Origin of the sequence: Pseudomonas taeanensis MS-3 (genome assembly GCF_000498575.2) — a bacterium.
GTDB lineage: Bacteria > Pseudomonadota > Gammaproteobacteria > Pseudomonadales > Pseudomonadaceae > Aquipseudomonas > Aquipseudomonas taeanensis.
This window is the reverse complement of sequence record NZ_AWSQ01000001.1, coordinates 1,711,788-1,730,829: the sequence shown is the minus strand read 5'-3', so window position 1 is coordinate 1,730,829 and position 19,042 is coordinate 1,711,788. Positions and strand designations below refer to the sequence as shown.

The following is a 19,042-nucleotide window of genomic DNA, read 5'->3' as shown; positions in this document are numbered from 1 at the left end:
AAAAGAGAAGCTCAGGAGGCGACATAGCCTCCTGAGTGAAAGCGCCGAAGCCATATTGGTTACGGACAGCTACCGTAAACTCGATTCGACGAATCCCGCCAGCCCTGCCATCTGCGGCTTTTTCGCATTACAGAAGCGCCTTCCTTTATCATCCCCGGCATCGTGTAGTGGTTGATTCCCCGGTCACTGGCTCAGGGCGCTCGGCTGTCGCATCCAGTGGCATCCGGCATAAACCGATACGGCTGAGCAGAACTGAGTAGCCGATGCTGACGCCAAGCCGACAGAGCGGCATGTGCCGGCCGGGATGGAGCCATCACCAAAAAATTTTAGCGGCTAAAATCGCCGCCTTCGCGCATCAGCGATCTGGACAGTGGTAAACCATGAATGCAGTAGAAATTGAGTCCGCCATTTCGGACCTGGCCCTTGAGCCCTTTGACGCGGCGGAGTTTCCGTTCACCTTCTTAGCTGCATTCGGCAACAAGGAAACCGCGCTCAAGCGCCTGCGCGCTGGCAACAACAACGCCTCGGACGTACCCGGCGGCGTACTACTGCGCAGCAACATTCATATTGCCGCATGCGAGCCCGGCACCGTGGGCGACACGCTCAAGGCCTTGCGCGTCAGCCCGGCCACCACAAAAGCCAAAGCCAAGTTCATCCTTGCCACCGACGGGCAAACGCTGGAGGCCGAAGAGCTGATCACGGGTGAAACCATCACCTGCGACTACCCGGACTTTCCCAACCATTTCGGTTTCCTGCTGCCGCTGGCCGGCATCTCCACTATCAAGGAGATCAAGGACAACCCCATCGACGTGCGCGCCACCAGCCGCCTTAACAAGCTGTACGTCGAGCTGCTGAACGAGAACCCGGACTGGGCCAGAGCCGAGCGCCGCGCCGACATGAACCACTTTATGGCGCGCCTAGTGTTCTGCTTCTTTGCCGAAGACACCGATATTTTCAATGGCGACGGTCTGTTTACCAAAACGGTTGAACAGTTCAGCGAGCGCGCGGGCTCCAACACCGACCAGGTGCTGTCGGAAATTTTCCGTGCCATGAACATCAAGCTGGCCGAACGGGCAACCGCTCAGCCGCGCCTGCCCAGCTGGGCCAACACCTTCCCTTATGTGAATGGCGGCTTGTTCTCAGGCAGCACCGAAGTACCGCGCTTCACCCGCATGGCACGCACTTACCTGGTACACGCCGGCAATCTGAACTGGAAAAAAATCAACCCAGACATCTTCGGCAGCATGATCCAAGCTGTCGCCGACGATGAGGAGCGCGGCGCACTAGGCATGCATTACACCAGCGTGCCCAACATCCTGAAGGTGTTGAACCCACTGTTTCTGGATGATCTACGGGCGCAACTGGAGGCGGCTGGCGACAACAGGGCCAAGCTTCTGAACCTACGCAAGCGTATGGCACATATTCGTGTGTTCGACCCAGCCTGTGGCTCCGGCAACTTCCTGGTTATCGCCTACAAGCAAATGCGCGAGATCGAGGCGGAAATCAATCATCGCCGGGGAGAAGCTCACAACAAATCCGAAATACCGCTGACCAACTTCCGCGGTATCGAGCTACGCGACTTCCCGGCTGAAATTGCCCGTCTGGCGCTGATCATCGCCGAGTTTCAATGCGACGTGCTGTATCGCGGTCAACAGGATGCTCTGGCTGAGTTTTTGCCTCTGGATGCGCAAAACTGGATTGTTTGCGGCAATGCGTTGAGGCTGGATTGGTTGAGCATTTGCCCACCTACCGGCACGGGCGTCAAAGTAGTTGCCGATGACTTATTTGGCACGCCGCTGAATCAAGCGGAGATAGATTTCGAGAATGAGGGTGGCGAAACATATATTTGCGGTAATCCACCGTACGTTGGCTCAAACGTCAAGCCGCCTAAGGACGCGAGCAACGAGCAAAAGGAACGACTGAAGAAAGAAGCTGAAAGTCGTAAAGCGGACTTGAAGCTTGTCTTTGAAAAGCGCACGAGCACATTTGGAACGCTGGACTATGTCGCTGGTTGGTTTATGAAGGCTGTTGATTACGGAAAACAGACTAAAACTGCAACCGCGCTCGTGACAACTAACTCGATCTGCCAAGGCCAGCAGGTTCCGATTTTGTGGCCACTGATCTTAGCGGAAGGGTACGAAATAGCGTTCGCACACACTTCTTTCAAGTGGAAAAATTTGGCTTCAAAAAATGCAGGTGTGACGGTAGTGATTATTGGCCTTTCAAATCAGGCCAGTAAACGCCGGAGGCTGTTTCTTGCAGAGAAGGAAGGAACGCTCACCGTAAAAGATGTTGAAAACATCAACCCCTACCTGATTCCTGCCAAGAATGTCATTGTTGCGCCTAGATCATCCCCAATAAGTGGGCTTGCAGAAATGAGCTTCGGCAGCATGCCGAATGATGGCGGCCACCTATTGATGAGCTTTGATGATGCAACGTCAGCGATTAAGCAACATGAAGTGCAACCGAAATTTATTCGTCCGGCATTAGGCACGAAAGAATTTATTAATGGTATTGAGCGGCGCTGCATCTGGGTACGCCAAGCAGATTACGAAGATGCTTCTGCCAATATCTGGCTCCAGACCCGCTTTGAGAGCGTGCAAGAAAAACGCCAGTCAAGTGATCGAGCTGCGACGAAAAAGCTTGGCGATGCGCCATACAGATTCGGAGAGGTTCGGCAAACAGGTGCTGAAGATGTAATGATTGTTGCCAAAACATCTTCGGAACAGCGTGATTATCTACCCGTATCTATATTTCCACGCGGCGCCATCGTGACAGAGGCATTCGCCTTTTATGACGCCCCACGCTGGTGCATGGCACTCATCGCTAGCCGCCTACATTTGGTCTGGGTTGCCACCATCTGCGGGAAGATGAAAACTGACTACCGCTACTCCAATACCCTCGGCTGGAACACATTCCCCGTACCGCTACTCACCGAACAAAACAAGGCAGACTTGACCCGTTGCGCTGAGGACATTCTGCTGGCCCGCGAAGTCCACTTCCCCGCCACCATCGCTGACCTATACGACCCGGAAACCATGCCGGATAACCTGCGCCACGCACACGAGCGCAACGATGAAGTGCTGGAGCGGATATACATCGGCCGCCGTTTCAAGAACGACACCGAACGGCTGGAGAAGCTGTTTGATCTCTACACCAAGATGACAGCAGACACAGCGAAGGCTACGCCGAAGAAGCAACGAGGGAAAATGGCATGAGCGACACCCCTGCTAGCCTGACCACACCACCCGAGGGCTACGGCGAGTGGTTAGCAGACCTCAAAGGCCGCATCCACAACGCTCAACAGCGTGCCACGCTGGCGGTAAACCGCGAACTGGTGCAGCTCTACTGGCAGATCGGCAACGACATTTTGAGCCGCCAGGCACAACAGGGCTGGGGAGCCAAAGTGATCGAGCGGCTGGCACACGACCTGCGCACCGCCTTTCCTGACATGAAAGGATTTTCCCGCGCCAACCTGATGTATATGCGCGCCTTTGCCGAAGCCTGGCCGGATGCCGCAATTGTCCAACAGGCTGTTGGACAATTGCCTTGGGGGCACAACCTGGTATTGCTGACCCGGCTGAAAGATCCACAGCAGCGCCTGGCCTATGCCCAGAGCGCCATTGCGCACGGCTGGTCGCGCAATGTGCTGAACATCCATATCGAGACCCGCCTGCTGGAGCGCAGTGGCTCGGCGGTCACTAACTTCGATGTCAGCTTGCCCAAGGCGCAGTCCGACCTGGCCCGCGAATCGTTGAAAGATCCTTATCGCTTTGACTTCCTCGGCCTGCGCGATGAGGCGCAGGAGCGCGAGATCGAACATGCCCTGGTCAAACACGTCACCGAGTTTCTGTTGGAACTGGGCGCTGGCTTTGCGTTTGTCGGGCGGCAGGTGCTGCTGGATGTAGGCGGCGATGAGTTCTTTATCGACCTGCTGTTCTATCACCTCAAGCTGCGCTGCTATGTGGTGATCGAGCTCAAAGCCGGCAAGTTCAAGCCCGAGCACCTGGGCCAGCTTGGGTTTTATATGACCGCGGTGGATCGCCAGGTCAAAGGTGAACACGACAACCCCACCATCGGCCTTTTGCTCTGCAAGAGCAAAAACAAGATCGTGGCGGAATATGCGCTGGGCGATAAGACCCAGCCCATGGGCATTGCCGAGTACAAACTACTCGAATCTCTGCCTGCAGAATTGCAAACCAGCTTGCCCAGCATTGAACAGATCGAACGTGAACTGGCGGGCGACGGCACCCTCATGGAGGACGAATCACAGTGACTAACACCACCAACCCGACAAACAGCTACACGGTGCCGTCGGTATCCATTGCTACTGCGCACACAGGGGCATCCAGCAAGGCTAATGAGCTAGGCATGCGTACCATGCAGGAACGTGCCTATACCAAGCGCGGCGAACAGTACCTGCTGATCAAATCGCCACCCGCATCGGGCAAGTCCCGCGCACTGATGTTCATCGCCCTGGACAAGCTAAACAACCAGGGGCTGCAACAAGCCATTGTCGTGGTGCCCGAACGCTCCATTGGCGGCAGCTTTGCCGATGAGCTGCTGAGCCAGCATGGCTTCTACTGGGACTGGCAGGTGGCCCCGCAGTGGAACCTGTGTAATGCCCCTGGCATCGACGAACCGCGTGTGGCCAAGTCCAAAGTAGATGCCGTGCGTGCCTTCCTAGACAGCAGCGACAAGGTGCTGGTCTGCACCCATGCCACCTTCCGCTTTGCTGTAGAAGAGTTGGGCATCGACGCCTTCGATAACCGCCTGATTGCCATCGACGAGTTCCACCACGTTTCCGCCAACCCAGACAACAAACTGGGCAACCAACTGAGCGCGTTTATCAACCGCGACAAGGTGCACCTGGTTGCAATGACCGGCTCCTACTTCCGTGGAGACAGCGAGGCCGTGCTGGCCCCGTCGGAAGAGAACAAATTTGAGACAGTGACGTACACCTACTACGAGCAGCTCAACGGATATCGCTGGCTCAAGTCGCTGGATATTGGCTACTTCTTCTACACCGGCAGGTACGTGGATGCGGTCGCCAAGGTTCTGGACCCGTCGCTGAAAACCATCGTCCACATTCCAAACGTAAATGCCCGTGAGAGCCTCAAAGACAAGGAGCGCGAGGTCAACGAAATCATGAGTTCGCTGGGCGATTGGCAGGGTGTCGACCCGGCCACCGGCTTCCATCTGATCAAAGCCAAAGATGGCCGCACGCTGAAAGTGGCCGACCTGGTAGATGACAGCGACGCGGCCAGACGCTCCAAAGTGCTCGGCGCACTGAAAGATCAGGCGCAGAAGAACAACCGCGACAACGTGGATGTGATCATCGCACTGGGCATGGCGAAGGAAGGCTTTGACTGGATCTGGTGTGAGCATGCGCTGACCATCGGCTACCGTTCGAGCCTGACCGAAATCGTGCAGATCATTGGCCGTGCCACGCGGGATGCCGAGGGCAAGGAACGCTCGCGTTTCACCAACCTGATCGCCGAACCTACAGCTGATCAAGCCGCTGTAGCTGAGGCAGTGAACGATATGCTCAAGGCCATTTCCGCCAGCCTACTGATGGAACAGGTGCTGGCCCCACGCTATGAGTTCACCCCGAAAGATACCGGGCCAAAAGAAGGCTTCAATTACGGGCCGGAGGGGTATCAACCGGGTGGCACCAACCTGGGTGTGAATGAAACCACGGGCCAGTTTCATGTCGAGATCAATGGCCTGACCACACCGCAAAGCACAGAAGCCACGCGCATCTGCAAAGAAGACTTGAACGAAGTGGTGACCAGCTTCCTGCAGGATAAAACCGTGCTGGAGCGCGGCCTGTTCGACAAGGAAAACACCCTGCCGGAAGAGCTGACCCAGCTGCGCATGGGTAAGATCGTGCGCGAGCGTTACCCCGATTTGAGCGACGTCGACCAGGAAGCCATCCGCCAGCACGCCATCGCCGCCATGAACATTACCCAGCAGGCCAAGTTGGCTCTGGCGCAGGCAGATGCAAACGGTAGCGACAACGTGCAGGGCAGCACCGCACTGCTTGATGGCGTGCGCAAATTCGTTAACGTGCGCGAGCTGGACATTGACCTGATCGACCGCATCAACCCCTTCGATGCGGCCTATGCGGTACTGGCGAAGGCGATGGATGAGAAGTCCCTGCGCCAAGTACAGGCCAGCATTGCGGCCAAGAAAGTGAGCATTCCTGAAGACGAAGCGCGTCAGCTGGCCAGGCGTGCCCTGCAGTTCAAGAACGAGCGTGGCCGCCTACCTGACATCAACTCCGCCGATGCCTGGGAGAAGCGCATGGCCGAAGGCGTAGCCGCGTTGGCACGCTACCGCGCCCAAGCCAAAGCGGCGCAGGGAGAATCCGCCAATGGCTGATATGAACGATGACGACCTGCTGGATGCGCTGGGGGTAGAAGTCCCTACGCTCAAGACAGCCACTCGAGCTCCTCGCGAAGAGCGCATCATTGCTGGCTTCGAGGACATTCAGCGCTTCTATCAGACCCACGGCCGCGCCCCACTGCATGGCGAAGACCGCGACATCTTCGAGCGTTTGTATGCCGTGCGCCTGGATCAGCTGCGCAAGCTGCCGGAGGCACAAACCCTACTGGCCGGCCTGGATAGTCACGGCCTACTGTCGGGTTCGGCAGTCGCCACAGTAAATGTGGATGACCTGGATGAAGACGCTTTGCTCGCCGAGCTGGGCATCGGCAGTGAGTCCGTCGACCAGGACGACATCACCGTACTGCGGCATGTACGCTCCAGTGCGGCAATCAAGGCGGCAGAAGAAATTGCTGCCCGGAATCCATGTAAAGACTTCGAGAAGTTCAAGCCGCTGTTTGATGAAGTGGAAGCAGGTCTCAAGCAAAAACTGTGGGTAACCAAGCCCTTTGGCAAGAACGCCAGCATCGAGGCCGGTGACTTCTTCGTCCTGAGTGGACTGATCGCCTATGTTGCCGAGGTGGGCGACACCTACAGAACCCCAAATGCGGAGACGAATGGGCGCTTGCGGGTCATCTACTCCAATGAGACGGAAAGCGACCTGCTATTACGATCCTTGCAGCGGGCGCTCTACAAGGACAGTGAGGGGCGTGCTGGATCTCGGGTCATCAAGGTAGATTCCGGCCCGCTGTTTAGCGACATAGCCGAGCCGGACGACATCGAAACTGGCACTATCTATGTGCTGCGCAGCCAGTCCAGCCACCCATTCGTAGCCGAGCACCGCGAGCTGATCCACAAGATCGGCGTAACTGGCGGCCGAGTGGAAGCCCGCATCGCGGCGGCGGCGAAGGATGCCACCTACCTGCTGGCCGATGTGGAAGTGGTTGCAACTTACAAGCTGCACAACCTGAATCGCACCAGGCTAGAAAACATCTTCCACCGCCTGTTCGGCGCAGCGCAGCTGGACTTAACCATCGAAGACCGCTTCGGCCATCCGGTCAAGCCTAGGGAGTGGTTCCTGGTGCCGCTGCATGTAATCGATGAGGCGGTTGAGCGCATTCGGGATGGGTCGATTACTGATTTTGCATATGACCCGCAAACGGCTCGCCTAGTCAGCTAGCAGAAGAGGCGGCCTTTCAAGAACATGGGATTGGAAAGTGACGAGCTGTGTTCGGCCAGATGGCAATCTTCCGGCCACTCCCAACCAGGATAAGCGCTGAAGCATGAAACATTAGCCCCGCATTGCGGAGCTAATGTTCACCTCCCGATGAAGTAGAGGTTGCCGTTTTTGTTGTAGATCGCAGCAGGCCGAAAATCTTTGGGCCAGTTTTTCCCTGGGTAGTAAGAATATACCCAGCCAGGAAGGTACTTGGTGATTCCAGCCAACGCGTCCTGACCATCCATACCGGCTCTATTCGCATCGGCGAAAAGCTCAAGCGACGGATCGGTCAGAAAGATTGGGCCATACGCTTTCTTGGCGGAAATGAACGGCGGAGCCCCACTCGCAGGAGCACTAAATGGGGTGGGATTCCCTTTTACCAGATCGGTAAATTTGTCGAATTTTTTACCTGACCCATCAGCGTATTGGGCCGGCTCATGTCGTAAATTGGAAATCTTCCCATTGAAGTATTTTTCTCTGGCCTCAAGCCAAGCTGACTTGACCAACAAGGAAGCATTCTCCGGGGTGGTGGCAAGCTCTTCAGGCACCCATGCAACGACCTGGTAGTGATAAACAGGACCGCCACTGCCTCCAAAAAGGAACAATCCAAGTCCGAGCGATGCCGCTCCTGCACTACTGAACCCTGTGGGTGGGGAGACGTACCCCAAACCGCCGATGGTAAGATCTCCTACGCCTACCGAAGCAAGCTGCGGGGCCAAGCTGTCGGCTTCACTCCCGACCATTTCTCGAGGAATGTCGCGCTGACCATCGATGCGCATGGCTTCCAGAACCAGCATGGCATCAGACCATTTCTCGCGGGGCACATCCTTTGGCTCTGGCAAAGTGACCTTCGGAGAACTGGAACACCCAATCAGGAGAGCCAGAAGCAACGCACCTACACCACCTTTCACTGAAAACCACACGAACATAAGAAAACTCCCTCTCTGTTTACTTCCATCCAAGCTACAGCCCCCTCGCCAAGTCCCAAGGAAAACAATCCCCAAGAAAGGCCGTGCCTGTCCTTCTGTGTATTCCAGTGATGCTGACACCCAGTTCCAGTGATTGTGACCCGCCCGTGCTGGAGGTTCTGCCCAGCCATTCCAGTGGTTGTGATCCATTGTGCCGACGATTCTGCCCACCTAAAGTAAGCAGGTAGCTCCTTCTGACACCTACTGCTCAACTTCGAGGGCCTATCTGGGTGCTAAACCTTGTTACGCCGTAGCTCACGGGGTACGAACTTGTCGATCTCTTCGTCCGAGAAGGTCATCTCTTCCAGGTTCTTGAGTCCCGCTTGCGCCAATTGATAGGCTTTAGAATTAGTGCTTGGTGCGCCGCTATAGATGGAACCTAGCCCCTCAAGAAGCTCATCTCGGATCTCGCGGGCTGCTTCCAGGCTCATGGTCTGGGAGCGAAGATCCGTCAGCAGGTTCAGATAGCGTTCCCGAATGACCCATATTTCCGATGCGGCTTGACGGTGCTTCTGGGCTACTTCGCCCAAGTCATAGTCCTTCGTATAGGAGTTCAGGGCGAGCAGAACGGTGGACAGAATCGCGGTGAGTAATGTCAACGCGAACGTGGTATCCGGCCATAGCGCGCCTAGCACCCCGCCCGTGACCAACGCCGAGAGCGCAATCTGCCATCCTTTGATGCACTGGTGGCGCTTGAACAGCAAGTCGGCGCACTTCTCATGAGTCTTATGGGTGTAGACGACGCGTCCGTAGCACTCGCGTATCTGGCCCTCCAAGATCGTTTTTTCGTCAGTCATAGTCACGTCCGTCGTTGACGATGGGAACGTGGATTCTATCCTTGGCGACTACGACGCCGTCCCGTACGAGGTATGCCTCGACGATATGGTCTCCTCGGAAGCTCGTGGATTCGCACTTCATGTAGTGTCCCCGGTCCAATTCGATCTGTCCTCGAATGCAATCGCGCTGCTCGGCCTCCGGGCCTCTATTCTGAACTTTCCAGTAGAGCTGGCAGCCTGGGTCCAACGCCAGTGGTCGAGTCATTCTGAATTCCAAGTTCTTCTCGCTCCGTAGTGGGATTGCTCGCGAGAGCATGTCCCTTAGGGAGAATTTTCGGAATCCACGCTGTTTAACGTCGCAGTCGACCTTTAGATCCTCGCGAACGTCCACCGGGAATAGGTCTTCGATGAACTGTTCGGTGTTTCGCCAAGCCCTCGCCACGGTCGCAACTGCGACTCGCTCTTTGGACGCTGGGAACGGTCTACCATAAACCTTCTTCCACTTATCGTTGACGTTGGCGCTCTTCTCTGCGTCGATGGCAGTCACGCAGAGATCGTAGGCCTTTTTGGCCTTCTTCTGAAACTTCTTCTTGACCCTGACCCGCTGTCGGCTGCCAGGAGCAGCGTACTCCGTTTGCTCGGGAAGCTCGGATAGGTACTTGAAGAAGTCTCGACTCATCCAGTCGTAGTAGAAATAGCTTTGGCTGTCGTACTCAGTGGTTGAGCTGAGGAAGTTGTAGGCGAGCGTATCGATGAGCAGGCCGCCCATGCTCACGCCATGCTTGTTCTTCCAGGCTCGAGCCATTTTACAGAGCGGTCGAAGATTGTGGTTCTTCTTACCATCAAGCGTTGCAACAGCATCCATCTCCTCACGTGGTTTGGTAATCTTCCAAGAGCCACCGTTCTTCGTATCAGGGTACTTGTAGCTACCGTCGTCCTGTTCAAACACCGGTTGGACCTCAACGTGAAAGTCCTGATACGTTACAGTTACGACCAGCCGGTCCACACGAACCTTGGTTGTTGGATAACGATCCTTGATAGCTTTTCTAGCGTCTTCAAGCAGCCTCGTTTGCCCGCCAGTCTTATTGTAGTCGTCCCACTTGCTCTTGGGCATGATGTAAAGCATGTCCAAGTCCGAAATGCCTTTGATACCGGTGCTGCGTCCAAACGAACCCACCTGCAGTGTGTTGGCTGTCTTTGACTCGGTGTCCCTAAACTCTTTATTTAGCGCACAAGTCAGCTCGCCGTAACGCGCGCTGATAGTTGCCGTATTGTCCACAAGCAGGTTCCCCAGAAATTCAGAGAACATTTCCCCAACACCCATCTTTGCTTCCTTTTAAAGTGGACCGTCACGAGCATTTAAGGCACATAACGGCCGTTGGCGACTCAGACGACTAAAAGGGGCCCTTACAGCTCGGCTCCCTCTGATTCATTCCGGACAAACCGAGATCTAGCTCGCCCGCTGAGGCTTTTTCTCTATATTAATCGCAACTTTGGTGAGTCTTTTCTGACTTTCGAGCCGGTAGATGCATTTCCAGAAATCACTGACAACCTTGTTAGCTGGAACGTTAGGGCATTAATTTCATCTATACTAAGCCTCAAACTCTCTGCAATTTCACGGCGACCTTGCTTTCGGCTATGCAGGATATCCAGCACTTTAGTCAGCAGTTGCGATGTTTCTCGCTCCATCGGCTCCGGCTCATTGGTTCTATATCCACTTTTAGCAATTTCTATGCAAAGGCTGCGGTAATTCCACTCGCTGACCAACCCTAATGAACTAAATCGGTATGCTAGGGCTGCTAGTGATACACCCCAATAGTGCTTGAGTTTCATCAGGTACTTGATTGTGTAAGCGGGCGGTTGGTTAGCGGCCACACTTTCCTTGGGCATCAGAAAGGCTGCAGCAAATGCATCAGCCTGTCGCTCCATTTCAGGACCATGGGCTTGGCCATGCTGCATGGTGTAAACGTCGCGCACCAAATGGCCTAGCTCATGCGCTGCGTCAAAGCGGCTCCGCTCAGCGGACTTGATGGTGTTAAGGAAAACAAATGGTTTGCCCTCATACCATGTGCAGAAAGCGTCCACCTCTCGGGTTTCTTCGGCCAGTGAAAAAACACGGATGCCTTTGGATTCCAGCAAGTGAATCATGTTAGGAATCGGCGCATTGCCCAACCCCCACACGCGGCGAAGTGTGGCAGCTGCCTCTTCAGGCTCTAGATCGCTCAAGTCGGGTAACTCTGCCGAGGGGAGGCTAAACCTTTCTTCGATCCAGTAGTTGACCTTGAACGCAATGGCACCAGCCGCAAAGGTGCAAGCTTTCAATGCATCTGTCATCTTTGAGAGCTTACGAAAACTTACCGAATGCTCTCTTAGCTCTGGCATATCCTCATCAATGAAAAAAAACTGCTGAGGGAAGTTCAGCAGTTTTGCGATTTTTTCCAAGGTTCCTGGATCAGGATAGGATGCTCCAGTTTCGTAGTTTTGCAGGCTACGACTAGTGATGCCTAATTCCTTTGCCAACTGCGCTTTTGTAAAGCGTCTTCTCACCCTGGCAAATGTGATTTGCTTGGGATTTATTTCGGACATGATTACTTACTCAAAATATGCCTGTCTTAGGCTCTACTTCCACTGAAATCTGGGGATTGGGTTCGTCCTTGCGCACTGTGAAGTCATCGGGATTGTTAGAGATATTTCCCAGAAGTATACGGACACCCCAGTCGGTAATTTTCTTGTTACCAAAACCGGTCGGCAAGGACAATTCGTAACGAACTTCCTTGAGTCCCTTATCGTAGTGATAGAGCAGTGCCCAGACCTGGGTTCCTCTCTGGTTTTCCTTGGCGAGCTTGAACGATGTGCTATTGAATAGCTCTAGCTGATGATTGTTCTTTTGAACAAAGTTTTCAGCAACCGCTCCTTTCTCCGCTTGGTTTGTGGGATCCTCAACACCATTCTTACCGGTTTCACTGTTACCGGTCATCACCACGATGGAAATGTCACGATCAGGTGAGCTGATGAAGGGGCAATTCTGCTGCTCATGGATATGCCATTGAGCTGTCGCCAGTAAAGTGCGCAGATCTTCAACAGTTTTCAGCCATTGCTGCACACCTGCGGCGGTCGGCGCTGACGCACGTGTGACCTCGTTGCGTTCACTGAGCCCACCCGTGACGGCATCACGGAGGAGAATTGGACTCAGGTCAGGATGTAGCTCCCGCAGTCGTGTTTCCACGTGTGCAGGGTCATTGATGATCGTAGCCCGGCGAGTGAGGGCATTGGAGGCGGTTAGTTCAAATTTGCTCATGACCGTTCCTTTCGTGTTTCCGGAAATTGTACCTCATGTTGAGGTGTAAAAAACGGAAATATTAGGCGAGCTAGAGAGTCACGGGCGAGTAGGTTCCTTCCCGCTGCAACACCGTCATCGCAGGAGTGATGACCAAACATCCACCTTCGATCGGTAGCTGCCGGTGATGAGCGGCTGGAATTACTCAGAGGAAATACCTAATGCTTTTACCAAGTGCCGAAGCGCTGGGAATGCCCCACAACCAATGCCTGGAGCTTCTGGAGCGTGCCGAAGACACGCTCGACTTCCTGACCTCCAGCCTTACCTACCTGACCCATGCGGAGAGCCAGCAGGCACAGCCAGATTCTGAGCTGATCGCGAGCACCGCAAACTGTCTCGACTGCTGAAGCAGGCTAAGCTGCGCTATGCCGCTCATCTGGAAGATGTGAACTACCGCAGTCGCGGCCTGGATAAGCAAGTGATCACCGGCCTGCTGGCTGCGGCTGGATTGGTCAACAACAGAACCTGCTACTGTGCCCCTGGATGGGGCCGCAATGCTCGGCGGAACACGATACTGCTACTCACACGGCGCCGGCTGATTTGAGCGCGCCAACGTAACGATACAAAGTCGTTCGGGAAATGCCATAGCGCCGGGCTACATCAGTCACCTGTATCTCAGGATCTTTGAGCAAAGCTCTTATTTCACGCACCTGACGATCATCAAGCGCGGGCTTGCGCCCTCCTTTGCGCCCTCGGGCGCGAGCCGCCGCTAGCCCTGCGCGGGTACGTTCTCGTATTAGGTTGCGTTCGAACTCGGCCAGTGCAGCAAACACGTGAAAGATCAGCTTACCGGCAGCGCTGGTGGTTTCGATTCGCTCGTTGATCGACTCGAATCCCACTCCTTCTTGCTCCAGCCGACTGACGATCCCAACCAAGTCAGACAGGGAGCGGCCGAGGCGATCCAGTCGCCATACGACCAAGGTGTCACCACTGCGCAGAGCCTTGAGACAATGCCCCAACTCCGGTCTATCCGCTGACTTGCCACTCATGGTCTCCTCGTAGACCGTAGCGCATCCAGCCAGGGCAAGTGCATCACGCTGCAGATCGAGATTTTGATCATCAGTCGACACTCGGGCGTACCCAATCCGCTTTCCCATACGTTTTTCCCACACTGATTTCGGTGCGGGAAAAGTGACAGAAAACCGGGAAATCCCAAGTTGAAACGGGCTATCAGAGAGGGTGTGCCAGAAACGACCGTTTAAGGGACGGACGGGCTCGTCAATTTCAGGCGCTGAAAGCGACCGAAAACGAACCCCAGGATATTTTTTCTCGCTCAACATTTCCTTTAGCAGCTCAGCACCTGAGCTGAATGGAGGAATGACCATGAAGCAGAGTTTTCACTCACATTTTGATCGGGACTTGACCAGGGCCGGCTCGGCGATACTCATGGAGGAAGTCCGACGCGGGCTACTCAGTCAGCACGAGGCCATGATCCACGACCAGCAATGGGCGCAGTTTAGTGTTTATGCCAAGGAATCTCATGAGGTGGATATCCTGGAACTCGTCAACAAAAAACTGGTGAGGGAATACGGAGAAGAGCTCTATATCCAGGCATACCAAGGAAATCTCCCGCAACACTGCGTGACGAGTCTGCTTGAGACTGTGTATTCAGTGATGGGCTTCGCAACTGATGGCCGTTGGAAGGGCGCAGCGGCTAACGTCGGTAGCCGTCTTGGTTTTCCAAGCCATGCACGTATTACCGTGCCGCGCAGTCTTGACCGAACTAAGTTTGAAGCTGCGATGGTGGATATTCAGGCCCTTGTCTCAGAGCAGCTAGCAACCTTAATCAGGCTAGTTCGATACCTCGGCATCTCATTGCTTGAGGCTTTTTTCTTCGACGCAGAAGATGCTCACAAGGACGCCGAAGAAGAAAACATCTTTTATGTGTTCAGCAAAGATAAGCATGAGCATGAGCATCGGATCATTAATATTTCTACCCCTGGGCAAATTGTAATTTTGGAGAAGGCTGCGGCATTTCAAAAGCTTCAGGGCAGCAGTCGCGCGACGCCAGCAGCTTGGCGTACATGGAAATTAAAGAACCTACCTGCAGCGCAAGAGCTTTTACTTCCTCACGGACTAAATATTGATGATTGTCGCGCGGCATATGCCTGCGAGCTCTACCGGCGATTGTCTGGTCACCACGCCCCGATTCTTGGGGGAAAAGCTCCCAACGATGAGGATCTGGAGGCCCGGAATCACGTCGCCTACGAGCTTGGGAATTTACGTATTTGGGAAACTGATGCGTACGTCGGTGCCCGAGCCAACCTGCGGAAGGAAGCCGCCGCTACCAGTTGCTAAGCCACACAGCAGATTTGGGATTAGATCAGACGCCCTCAACCTTGGCAGAGCTCGAATTAAAGGGGTAAGGCTATGGATCGTTTTGAATTGCTTGTATATGCCGTGCTTGCCGTCATCAGTGCGCTGACTATCGCAGGTGTAATTGGCTATATGGTCGCAGCGTATCTGGACAAGAAGCACGGCGACGATTGAGCCTTCAGCGGAACTACCAGATACCTGCAACAAACTGTCCGCTGTCCCTTGGCAGCGGACGCTTACCCAAATCCATCGGCAAGGCATCCTACCGCTGCGATACGCAGTATTTACCCAAGCCTATGAGGTCATGGGATGGCTTCGGAAGGGCTGTCAATTTCCGCACCCTAGCGAAAATGACCGGAGCGCCGAAGCGTTTAGATCAGCGACATGCACGCCCTCCACGTGGCGAGCTAGCTTGCCCAGTACGCTAAAACCCGTGCGCCGACTCGCAGGCAACATCTGATCTTGGGTTTTCCGAAAGCTACCGGAGAGTGTCTAGCGACCTCATCTATCAGGAGCGCAAGCATGGAATTTCGTCACCTCGGTAACGGGCTGTACTTCCCACCTATTGCGCCCAACGGTCGAGTTTATGCTGTACCTCTTGGGCAGGAAACCCAGGTAGAGATTTTCTGCCTGACACCAGTAGGCATCATGGGCGCGGGCATCCAATCGCACTGGTCAGAAATCGTTGGTTTTTACTACGACGACGAATCATGGGAGATCATTCCGCGCAATTACTCGGGACGAGGAATGCGCTTCCGCAGAGGCCTATCCTGCATCATGGTGATCGCAGGCAACGAGGCCCTCACGACCCACATCCAGGGCTACCCCATCCCCATCTGCATAATGAACCGCATTGCACTCGAACAGCAGCGAGGCAGTGAAGGGTAGCGCATCACCGCCGCCATCCGCTGCGCGACACGGGTACCAGCCAGGCAGGCACCTACCAATGTTTATTTTATGAAAGTGAAGCCTTTCACTGCTAATACAGATCGCAGTTAGCCGGCAGACTTGGACTCTCGCGTCACTGCTAATAACAAATATAGCCTGCAACCCCCGCCTGCACGGGCCTGCTGGCTGGCAGCGAGTAGATTTAGCGCACGGCACTGCTTATAGCCCGCAACCTAGTCAAGCGCTGCAGCATGTCGCACCGGAATTCACTGCTGATACAAGAAAGCCCCATCAGACCAAGCTGCACGGGGCTTTCGGGATTTACAATCGGGTCAGATCTGTTCGGCACTGCTTATAGGTACTCAGCCGCTACCCTCCCGAATAGAGGTCGCCATGATTAAGCGCTTGGTATCTAGACAGCTTCTTCTCATAAGCGACCAACGTCCGACGTAGCTGACGATTCTCGCTCGCAATGCTGCGAATCTCAGCAAGCCGCCCCTCAACTTGCAGAACGAGGTGACGGTATGGGTACTTAACAAACTCAAACGAGGAAGCAGGGTATTTATGTTTACCATTCCCCTTGGCAATAGTCAGGGGCGCGAATTTGTTTTTTTGTCCTTGCAGCGGCACCAGTTTGCACCAGTAGATCGAGTACGCATTCAGACTCGCCTGCTTGATTGATACGGCAGCCACAACAGATTCGACCCCGGTCTTTTTGTACAGCTTCATGGACGCATCCACATAGTTTGCTACCAGGCATCTCGCGTCCGCGAGCAACCGCTCGTACTGCTGATCCAGCAGGGTGACTATCGTTTGTGCTTCTTTGCTCATGGCCAAGGCTCTTTACTTTGTATGAGCCTAAATGGTGACTGAACGCTGACCACCCAAAATTCGTTTTCAGACGGTTTTATCGTCGGAAATCAGCCGAAGCTGAATCCGCCAGGTAACGCCGTCACTCTGTCGAGCATCAGATGGGCGGCAAATGACGACATGGCAGACGTAGAGAGGCGGTGCATGCAACAGACGTACAACAGATTATTGCTTATTGCCGCTGACCGAAAACTGACCCAGTAGAGGCTGTTCTGCCGACCGAAAACTGACCCAGGTGTTCAACTATGTCGGCCATTCGTGAACGACTACGACCGACCCAAGCTGCCGGCGATGACAGGCAGCGGCCCAGAGTGTGTAAAAACACTTTCTTATCTTGCGTGCTTCAGCCCATTGCTCCTGGGCGTGGCGATTTCCCGATTATTTACCACGATCAGCGCCGGTAACGCTTCAGCGCACTTATGAAACGCTTTGGCACCTATTGGGGCAGTAAAAGCCGGGCTTTTACGCCATCATCGCCTTCAACAAGCCTTCGGTGCCGATGATTTTCATCACCCGCTTCAAGTTGTAGGCGAGCACATTCAAGCTCATCTCTGCGCTCACCCCGTTCAGTTTTCGAGTCAAGAAGTGCGTTGCCCCCATCCATTGTTTGAGCGTCGCGGTTATTCACCGCCTTGAATTTGCTGCCGTCGATAGCGACCAGGTTATCGCTAAACAACCCCAACTGCTGGCAGAGCAAAACGAACTGGCGGCAGACGCCGCGAATAGCGTTGCTGTTGTCTTTTCGGAAGTTAAAGATGGTTTTGAAGTCGGGCATTAAGCGCCCGGTTAACCACATCAGCTCGACGTTGCGCTGGGCTTCACGCTCAAGACGTCGGCTCGACTGGATGCGGTTCAGGTAGCCGTAGATATAGATTTTCAGCAGAGTCGCGGGGTGGTAGGCAGGTCTGCCGGTTTCGGCTGGAATGGCGCCATCAAAACCTAGCGTGGCTAGGTCGAGTTCGTCGACGAAGACATCGACCACACGTACCGGATTGGTATCGCTGAGGTAGTCGTCGAGGCTTTCGGGAAGTAAGGTGCTTTGACCTCGGTGTTCACCCTGGATAAACCGTTTCATGGGCGTCCCTTGCCATGAGATTCTCGGAAATCATAGCAAGGGTTTACCGGGACGTAATGAGATGGTCACCCCCACACCCAAGAGGGCTACGCTCTCGCAGGGTTCATCTCGGAGGCCATCGCCATGAACAACGTTGCACTGGTGGGTATCGATCTCGGCAAGCACAACTTCCATCTGCATGGTCAGGATGGGGCAGGCCGGGCGGTCTTTCGCAAGAAGCTCTCGCGGCTGCAGATGATGCGGCTCTTCGGCAATCTGCCGGCCTGCACGGTGGTCATGGAGGCCTGTGCCGGAGCCCACTTCACGGCGCGGGAGCTCAACAAGCTCGGACACGTTGCTAAGCTGATCTCACCGCAATTTGTCAGACCGATCGTGAAGAGCAACAAGAACGACTTCGTGGATGCCGAGGCCATCTGCGAGGCCGCGTGCAGACCTTCCATGCGTTTTGTCGCACCCAAGACCGAGGCACAACAGACGCTGTCTGTTTTGCATCGTATGCGTGAAGCCTTGGTCCGTGAGCGCACGCAGGCCACCAACCAGGCACATGGTTTCCTGCTGGAGTTCGGCATCTGCCTGCCCAAGGGCCTGGCAACCATGAAGCGACTCTCGAGCACTTTGTCAGAGCACTCGTTGCCGCCGCAACTAACGCAGTTGTTGATGCGACTGCATCAGCGCTTCCTCTACTTGGATCAGCAGCTCAAGGAGCTGGAGAGTCAGCTGGAGACTCAAGTAGTCGAGGATGACTTAGGCAGTCGGTTGCTCAGCATGCCGGGGGTCGGCCCGATCACAGCCAGCTTGCTGGCGGTCAAGATGGGAGATGGCTGGCAATACGCCAGTAGCCGCGACTTTTCCGCATCACTCGGGCTGGTGCCCCGGCAGTACAGCACAGGCGGTCGCAACACTCTGTTGGGCATCAGCAAGCGGGGTGACAAGCACCTCAGACGTTTGCTGGTTCAGTGCGCTCGCGTCTATCTAATGCGACTTGAGCATCAGCGTGGGGCATTGGCGACTTGGGCGCGGGGCTTGCTCATTCGACGCCACTCGAACGTGGTGGCTTGCGCCCTGGCGAACAAACTGGCCCGTATTGCCTGGGCGATTGCCGTTAAGCACACTCGATATGAAGCCGAGCCAGACGGCTTGACCGCCTGACCCTACTGACTGAGCAGTACGACGACCTTTTCCGGTTTTGCGATAGCTGAACAGACG

At 54.9% G+C, this 19,042-nt stretch carries 15 protein-coding genes and 1 pseudogene; 8 read left to right on the top strand and 8 right to left on the bottom strand.

What is annotated here, in order from left to right:
* The first annotated feature begins 380 nt into the window (after positions 1 to 380).
* The 4 genes from TMS3_RS07580 to TMS3_RS07565 all read left to right on the top strand — a co-directional run bounded on the left by TMS3_RS07580 (position 381) and on the right by TMS3_RS07565 (position 7,567).
* Positions 381 to 3,218: a class I SAM-dependent DNA methyltransferase gene (locus TMS3_RS07580; RefSeq protein WP_025164661.1), complete on the top strand. Its 2,838-nt coding sequence runs from the start codon at positions 381 to 383 to the stop codon at positions 3,216 to 3,218.
* On the top strand, positions 3,215 to 4,276 hold the full coding sequence (locus TMS3_RS07575) for a PDDEXK nuclease domain-containing protein (RefSeq protein WP_025164660.1): 1,062 nt from the start codon (positions 3,215 to 3,217) through the stop codon (positions 4,274 to 4,276). Before TMS3_RS07580 ends, TMS3_RS07575 begins: the two co-directional genes overlap by 4 nt.
* 95 nt (positions 4,277 to 4,371) lie before the next feature.
* Entirely contained in the window at positions 4,372 to 6,384 is a 2,013-nt protein-coding gene (locus TMS3_RS07570; protein WP_235576614.1) for a DEAD/DEAH box helicase, read from the top strand.
* Complete coding sequence (locus tag TMS3_RS07565) at positions 6,377 to 7,567, top strand: GIY-YIG nuclease family protein (protein WP_025164658.1); 1,191 nt, start codon at positions 6,377 to 6,379, stop codon at positions 7,565 to 7,567. Before TMS3_RS07570 ends, TMS3_RS07565 begins: the two co-directional genes overlap by 8 nt.
* Positions 7,568 to 7,704: 137 nt before the next feature.
* On the opposite strand, the gene TMS3_RS07560 is transcribed toward TMS3_RS07565, so the two are convergent.
* The 5 genes from TMS3_RS07560 to TMS3_RS07540 all read right to left on the bottom strand — a co-directional run bounded on the left by TMS3_RS07560 (position 7,705) and on the right by TMS3_RS07540 (position 12,648).
* Positions 7,705 to 8,535, bottom strand: a complete 831-nt coding sequence (locus TMS3_RS07560) for a hypothetical protein (RefSeq protein WP_025164657.1) — start codon at positions 8,533 to 8,535, stop codon at positions 7,705 to 7,707.
* A gap of 272 nt (positions 8,536 to 8,807) precedes the next feature.
* Positions 8,808 to 9,371, bottom strand: coding sequence for an SLATT domain-containing protein (locus tag TMS3_RS07555; RefSeq protein ID WP_025164656.1), 564 nt, complete (start codon positions 9,369 to 9,371; stop codon positions 8,808 to 8,810).
* The gene (locus TMS3_RS07550) at positions 9,364 to 10,674 is read right to left on the bottom strand and encodes a nucleotide-binding domain-containing protein (RefSeq protein WP_025164655.1); all 1,311 of its coding nucleotides are present in this window, start codon (positions 10,672 to 10,674) and stop codon (positions 9,364 to 9,366) included. Before TMS3_RS07550 ends, TMS3_RS07555 begins: the two co-directional genes overlap by 8 nt.
* Positions 10,675 to 10,826: 152 nt before the next feature.
* Positions 10,827 to 11,936, bottom strand: coding sequence for an XRE family transcriptional regulator (locus TMS3_RS07545; RefSeq protein WP_025164654.1), 1,110 nt, complete (start codon positions 11,934 to 11,936; stop codon positions 10,827 to 10,829).
* Between the two features lie 10 nt (positions 11,937 to 11,946).
* The gene (locus TMS3_RS07540) at positions 11,947 to 12,648 is read right to left on the bottom strand and encodes a hypothetical protein (RefSeq protein ID WP_025164653.1); all 702 of its coding nucleotides are present in this window, start codon (positions 12,646 to 12,648) and stop codon (positions 11,947 to 11,949) included.
* A gap of 200 nt (positions 12,649 to 12,848) precedes the next feature.
* Here TMS3_RS07540 and TMS3_RS07535 point away from each other — a divergent pair, with 200 nt between their 5' ends.
* Positions 12,849 to 13,034 (top strand): hypothetical protein, encoded by a 186-nt coding sequence (locus tag TMS3_RS07535; protein ID WP_025164652.1) that lies wholly within the window; start codon positions 12,849 to 12,851, stop codon positions 13,032 to 13,034.
* Positions 13,035 to 13,208: 174 nt separating this feature from the next.
* On the opposite strand, the gene TMS3_RS07530 is transcribed toward TMS3_RS07535, so the two are convergent.
* On the bottom strand, positions 13,209 to 13,784 hold the full coding sequence (locus tag TMS3_RS07530; protein WP_025164651.1) for a recombinase family protein: 576 nt from the start codon (positions 13,782 to 13,784) through the stop codon (positions 13,209 to 13,211).
* A gap of 226 nt (positions 13,785 to 14,010) precedes the next feature.
* Here TMS3_RS07530 and TMS3_RS07525 point away from each other — a divergent pair, with 226 nt between their 5' ends.
* Together TMS3_RS07525 and TMS3_RS07520 are read left to right on the top strand one after the other, a co-directional pair.
* Entirely contained in the window at positions 14,011 to 14,985 is a 975-nt protein-coding gene (locus tag TMS3_RS07525) for a hypothetical protein (RefSeq protein ID WP_025164650.1), read from the top strand.
* Between the two features lie 540 nt (positions 14,986 to 15,525).
* Positions 15,526 to 15,891 carry a hypothetical protein gene (locus TMS3_RS07520; protein WP_025164649.1) on the top strand — a complete coding sequence of 122 codons (366 nt, stop codon included), beginning with the start codon at positions 15,526 to 15,528 and terminating at the stop codon, positions 15,889 to 15,891.
* A 369-nt stretch (positions 15,892 to 16,260) separates the two neighbouring features.
* Here the strand turns inward: TMS3_RS07520 and mobI are convergent, their stop codons facing one another.
* Positions 16,261 to 16,722 carry a conjugative transfer protein MobI(A/C) gene (gene mobI / locus TMS3_RS07515; protein ID WP_025164648.1) on the bottom strand — a complete coding sequence of 154 codons (462 nt, stop codon included), beginning with the start codon at positions 16,720 to 16,722 and terminating at the stop codon, positions 16,261 to 16,263.
* A gap of 652 nt (positions 16,723 to 17,374) precedes the next feature.
* Positions 17,375 to 17,836: pseudogene (locus tag TMS3_RS07510) on the bottom strand (transposase); the annotation flags it as partial.
* Positions 17,837 to 17,959: 123 nt separating this feature from the next.
* Here TMS3_RS07510 and TMS3_RS07505 point away from each other — a divergent pair.
* Positions 17,960 to 18,985 (top strand): IS110 family RNA-guided transposase, encoded by a 1,026-nt coding sequence (locus tag TMS3_RS07505; RefSeq protein ID WP_025164646.1) that lies wholly within the window; start codon positions 17,960 to 17,962, stop codon positions 18,983 to 18,985.
* Positions 18,986 to 19,042 lie beyond the last annotated feature (57 nt).

Coding starts and splice junctions, on each gene's coding strand:
- TMS3_RS07520 (WP_025164649.1), top strand. CDS start 15,526: ATGGAATTTCGTCACCTCGGTAACGGGCTGTACTTCCCACCTATTGCG.
- TMS3_RS07525 (WP_025164650.1), top strand. CDS start 14,011: ATGAAGCAGAGTTTTCACTCACATTTTGATCGGGACTTGACCAGGGCC.
- TMS3_RS07580 (WP_025164661.1), top strand. CDS start 381: ATGAATGCAGTAGAAATTGAGTCCGCCATTTCGGACCTGGCCCTTGAG.
- mobI (WP_025164648.1), bottom strand. CDS start 16,722: ATGAGCAAAGAAGCACAAACGATAGTCACCCTGCTGGATCAGCAGTAC.
- TMS3_RS07575 (WP_025164660.1), top strand. CDS start 3,215: ATGAGCGACACCCCTGCTAGCCTGACCACACCACCCGAGGGCTACGGC.
- TMS3_RS07565 (WP_025164658.1), top strand. CDS start 6,377: ATGGCTGATATGAACGATGACGACCTGCTGGATGCGCTGGGGGTAGAA.
- TMS3_RS07505 (WP_025164646.1), top strand. CDS start 17,960: ATGAACAACGTTGCACTGGTGGGTATCGATCTCGGCAAGCACAACTTC.
- TMS3_RS07535 (WP_025164652.1), top strand. CDS start 12,849: ATGCTTTTACCAAGTGCCGAAGCGCTGGGAATGCCCCACAACCAATGC.
- TMS3_RS07550 (WP_025164655.1), bottom strand. CDS start 10,674: ATGGGTGTTGGGGAAATGTTCTCTGAATTTCTGGGGAACCTGCTTGTG.
- TMS3_RS07545 (WP_025164654.1), bottom strand. CDS start 11,936: ATGTCCGAAATAAATCCCAAGCAAATCACATTTGCCAGGGTGAGAAGA.
- TMS3_RS07530 (WP_025164651.1), bottom strand. CDS start 13,784: ATGGGAAAGCGGATTGGGTACGCCCGAGTGTCGACTGATGATCAAAAT.
- TMS3_RS07570 (WP_235576614.1), top strand. CDS start 4,372: ATGCGTACCATGCAGGAACGTGCCTATACCAAGCGCGGCGAACAGTAC.
- TMS3_RS07560 (WP_025164657.1), bottom strand. CDS start 8,535: ATGTTCGTGTGGTTTTCAGTGAAAGGTGGTGTAGGTGCGTTGCTTCTG.
- TMS3_RS07540 (WP_025164653.1), bottom strand. CDS start 12,648: ATGAGCAAATTTGAACTAACCGCCTCCAATGCCCTCACTCGCCGGGCT.
- TMS3_RS07555 (WP_025164656.1), bottom strand. CDS start 9,371: ATGACTGACGAAAAAACGATCTTGGAGGGCCAGATACGCGAGTGCTAC.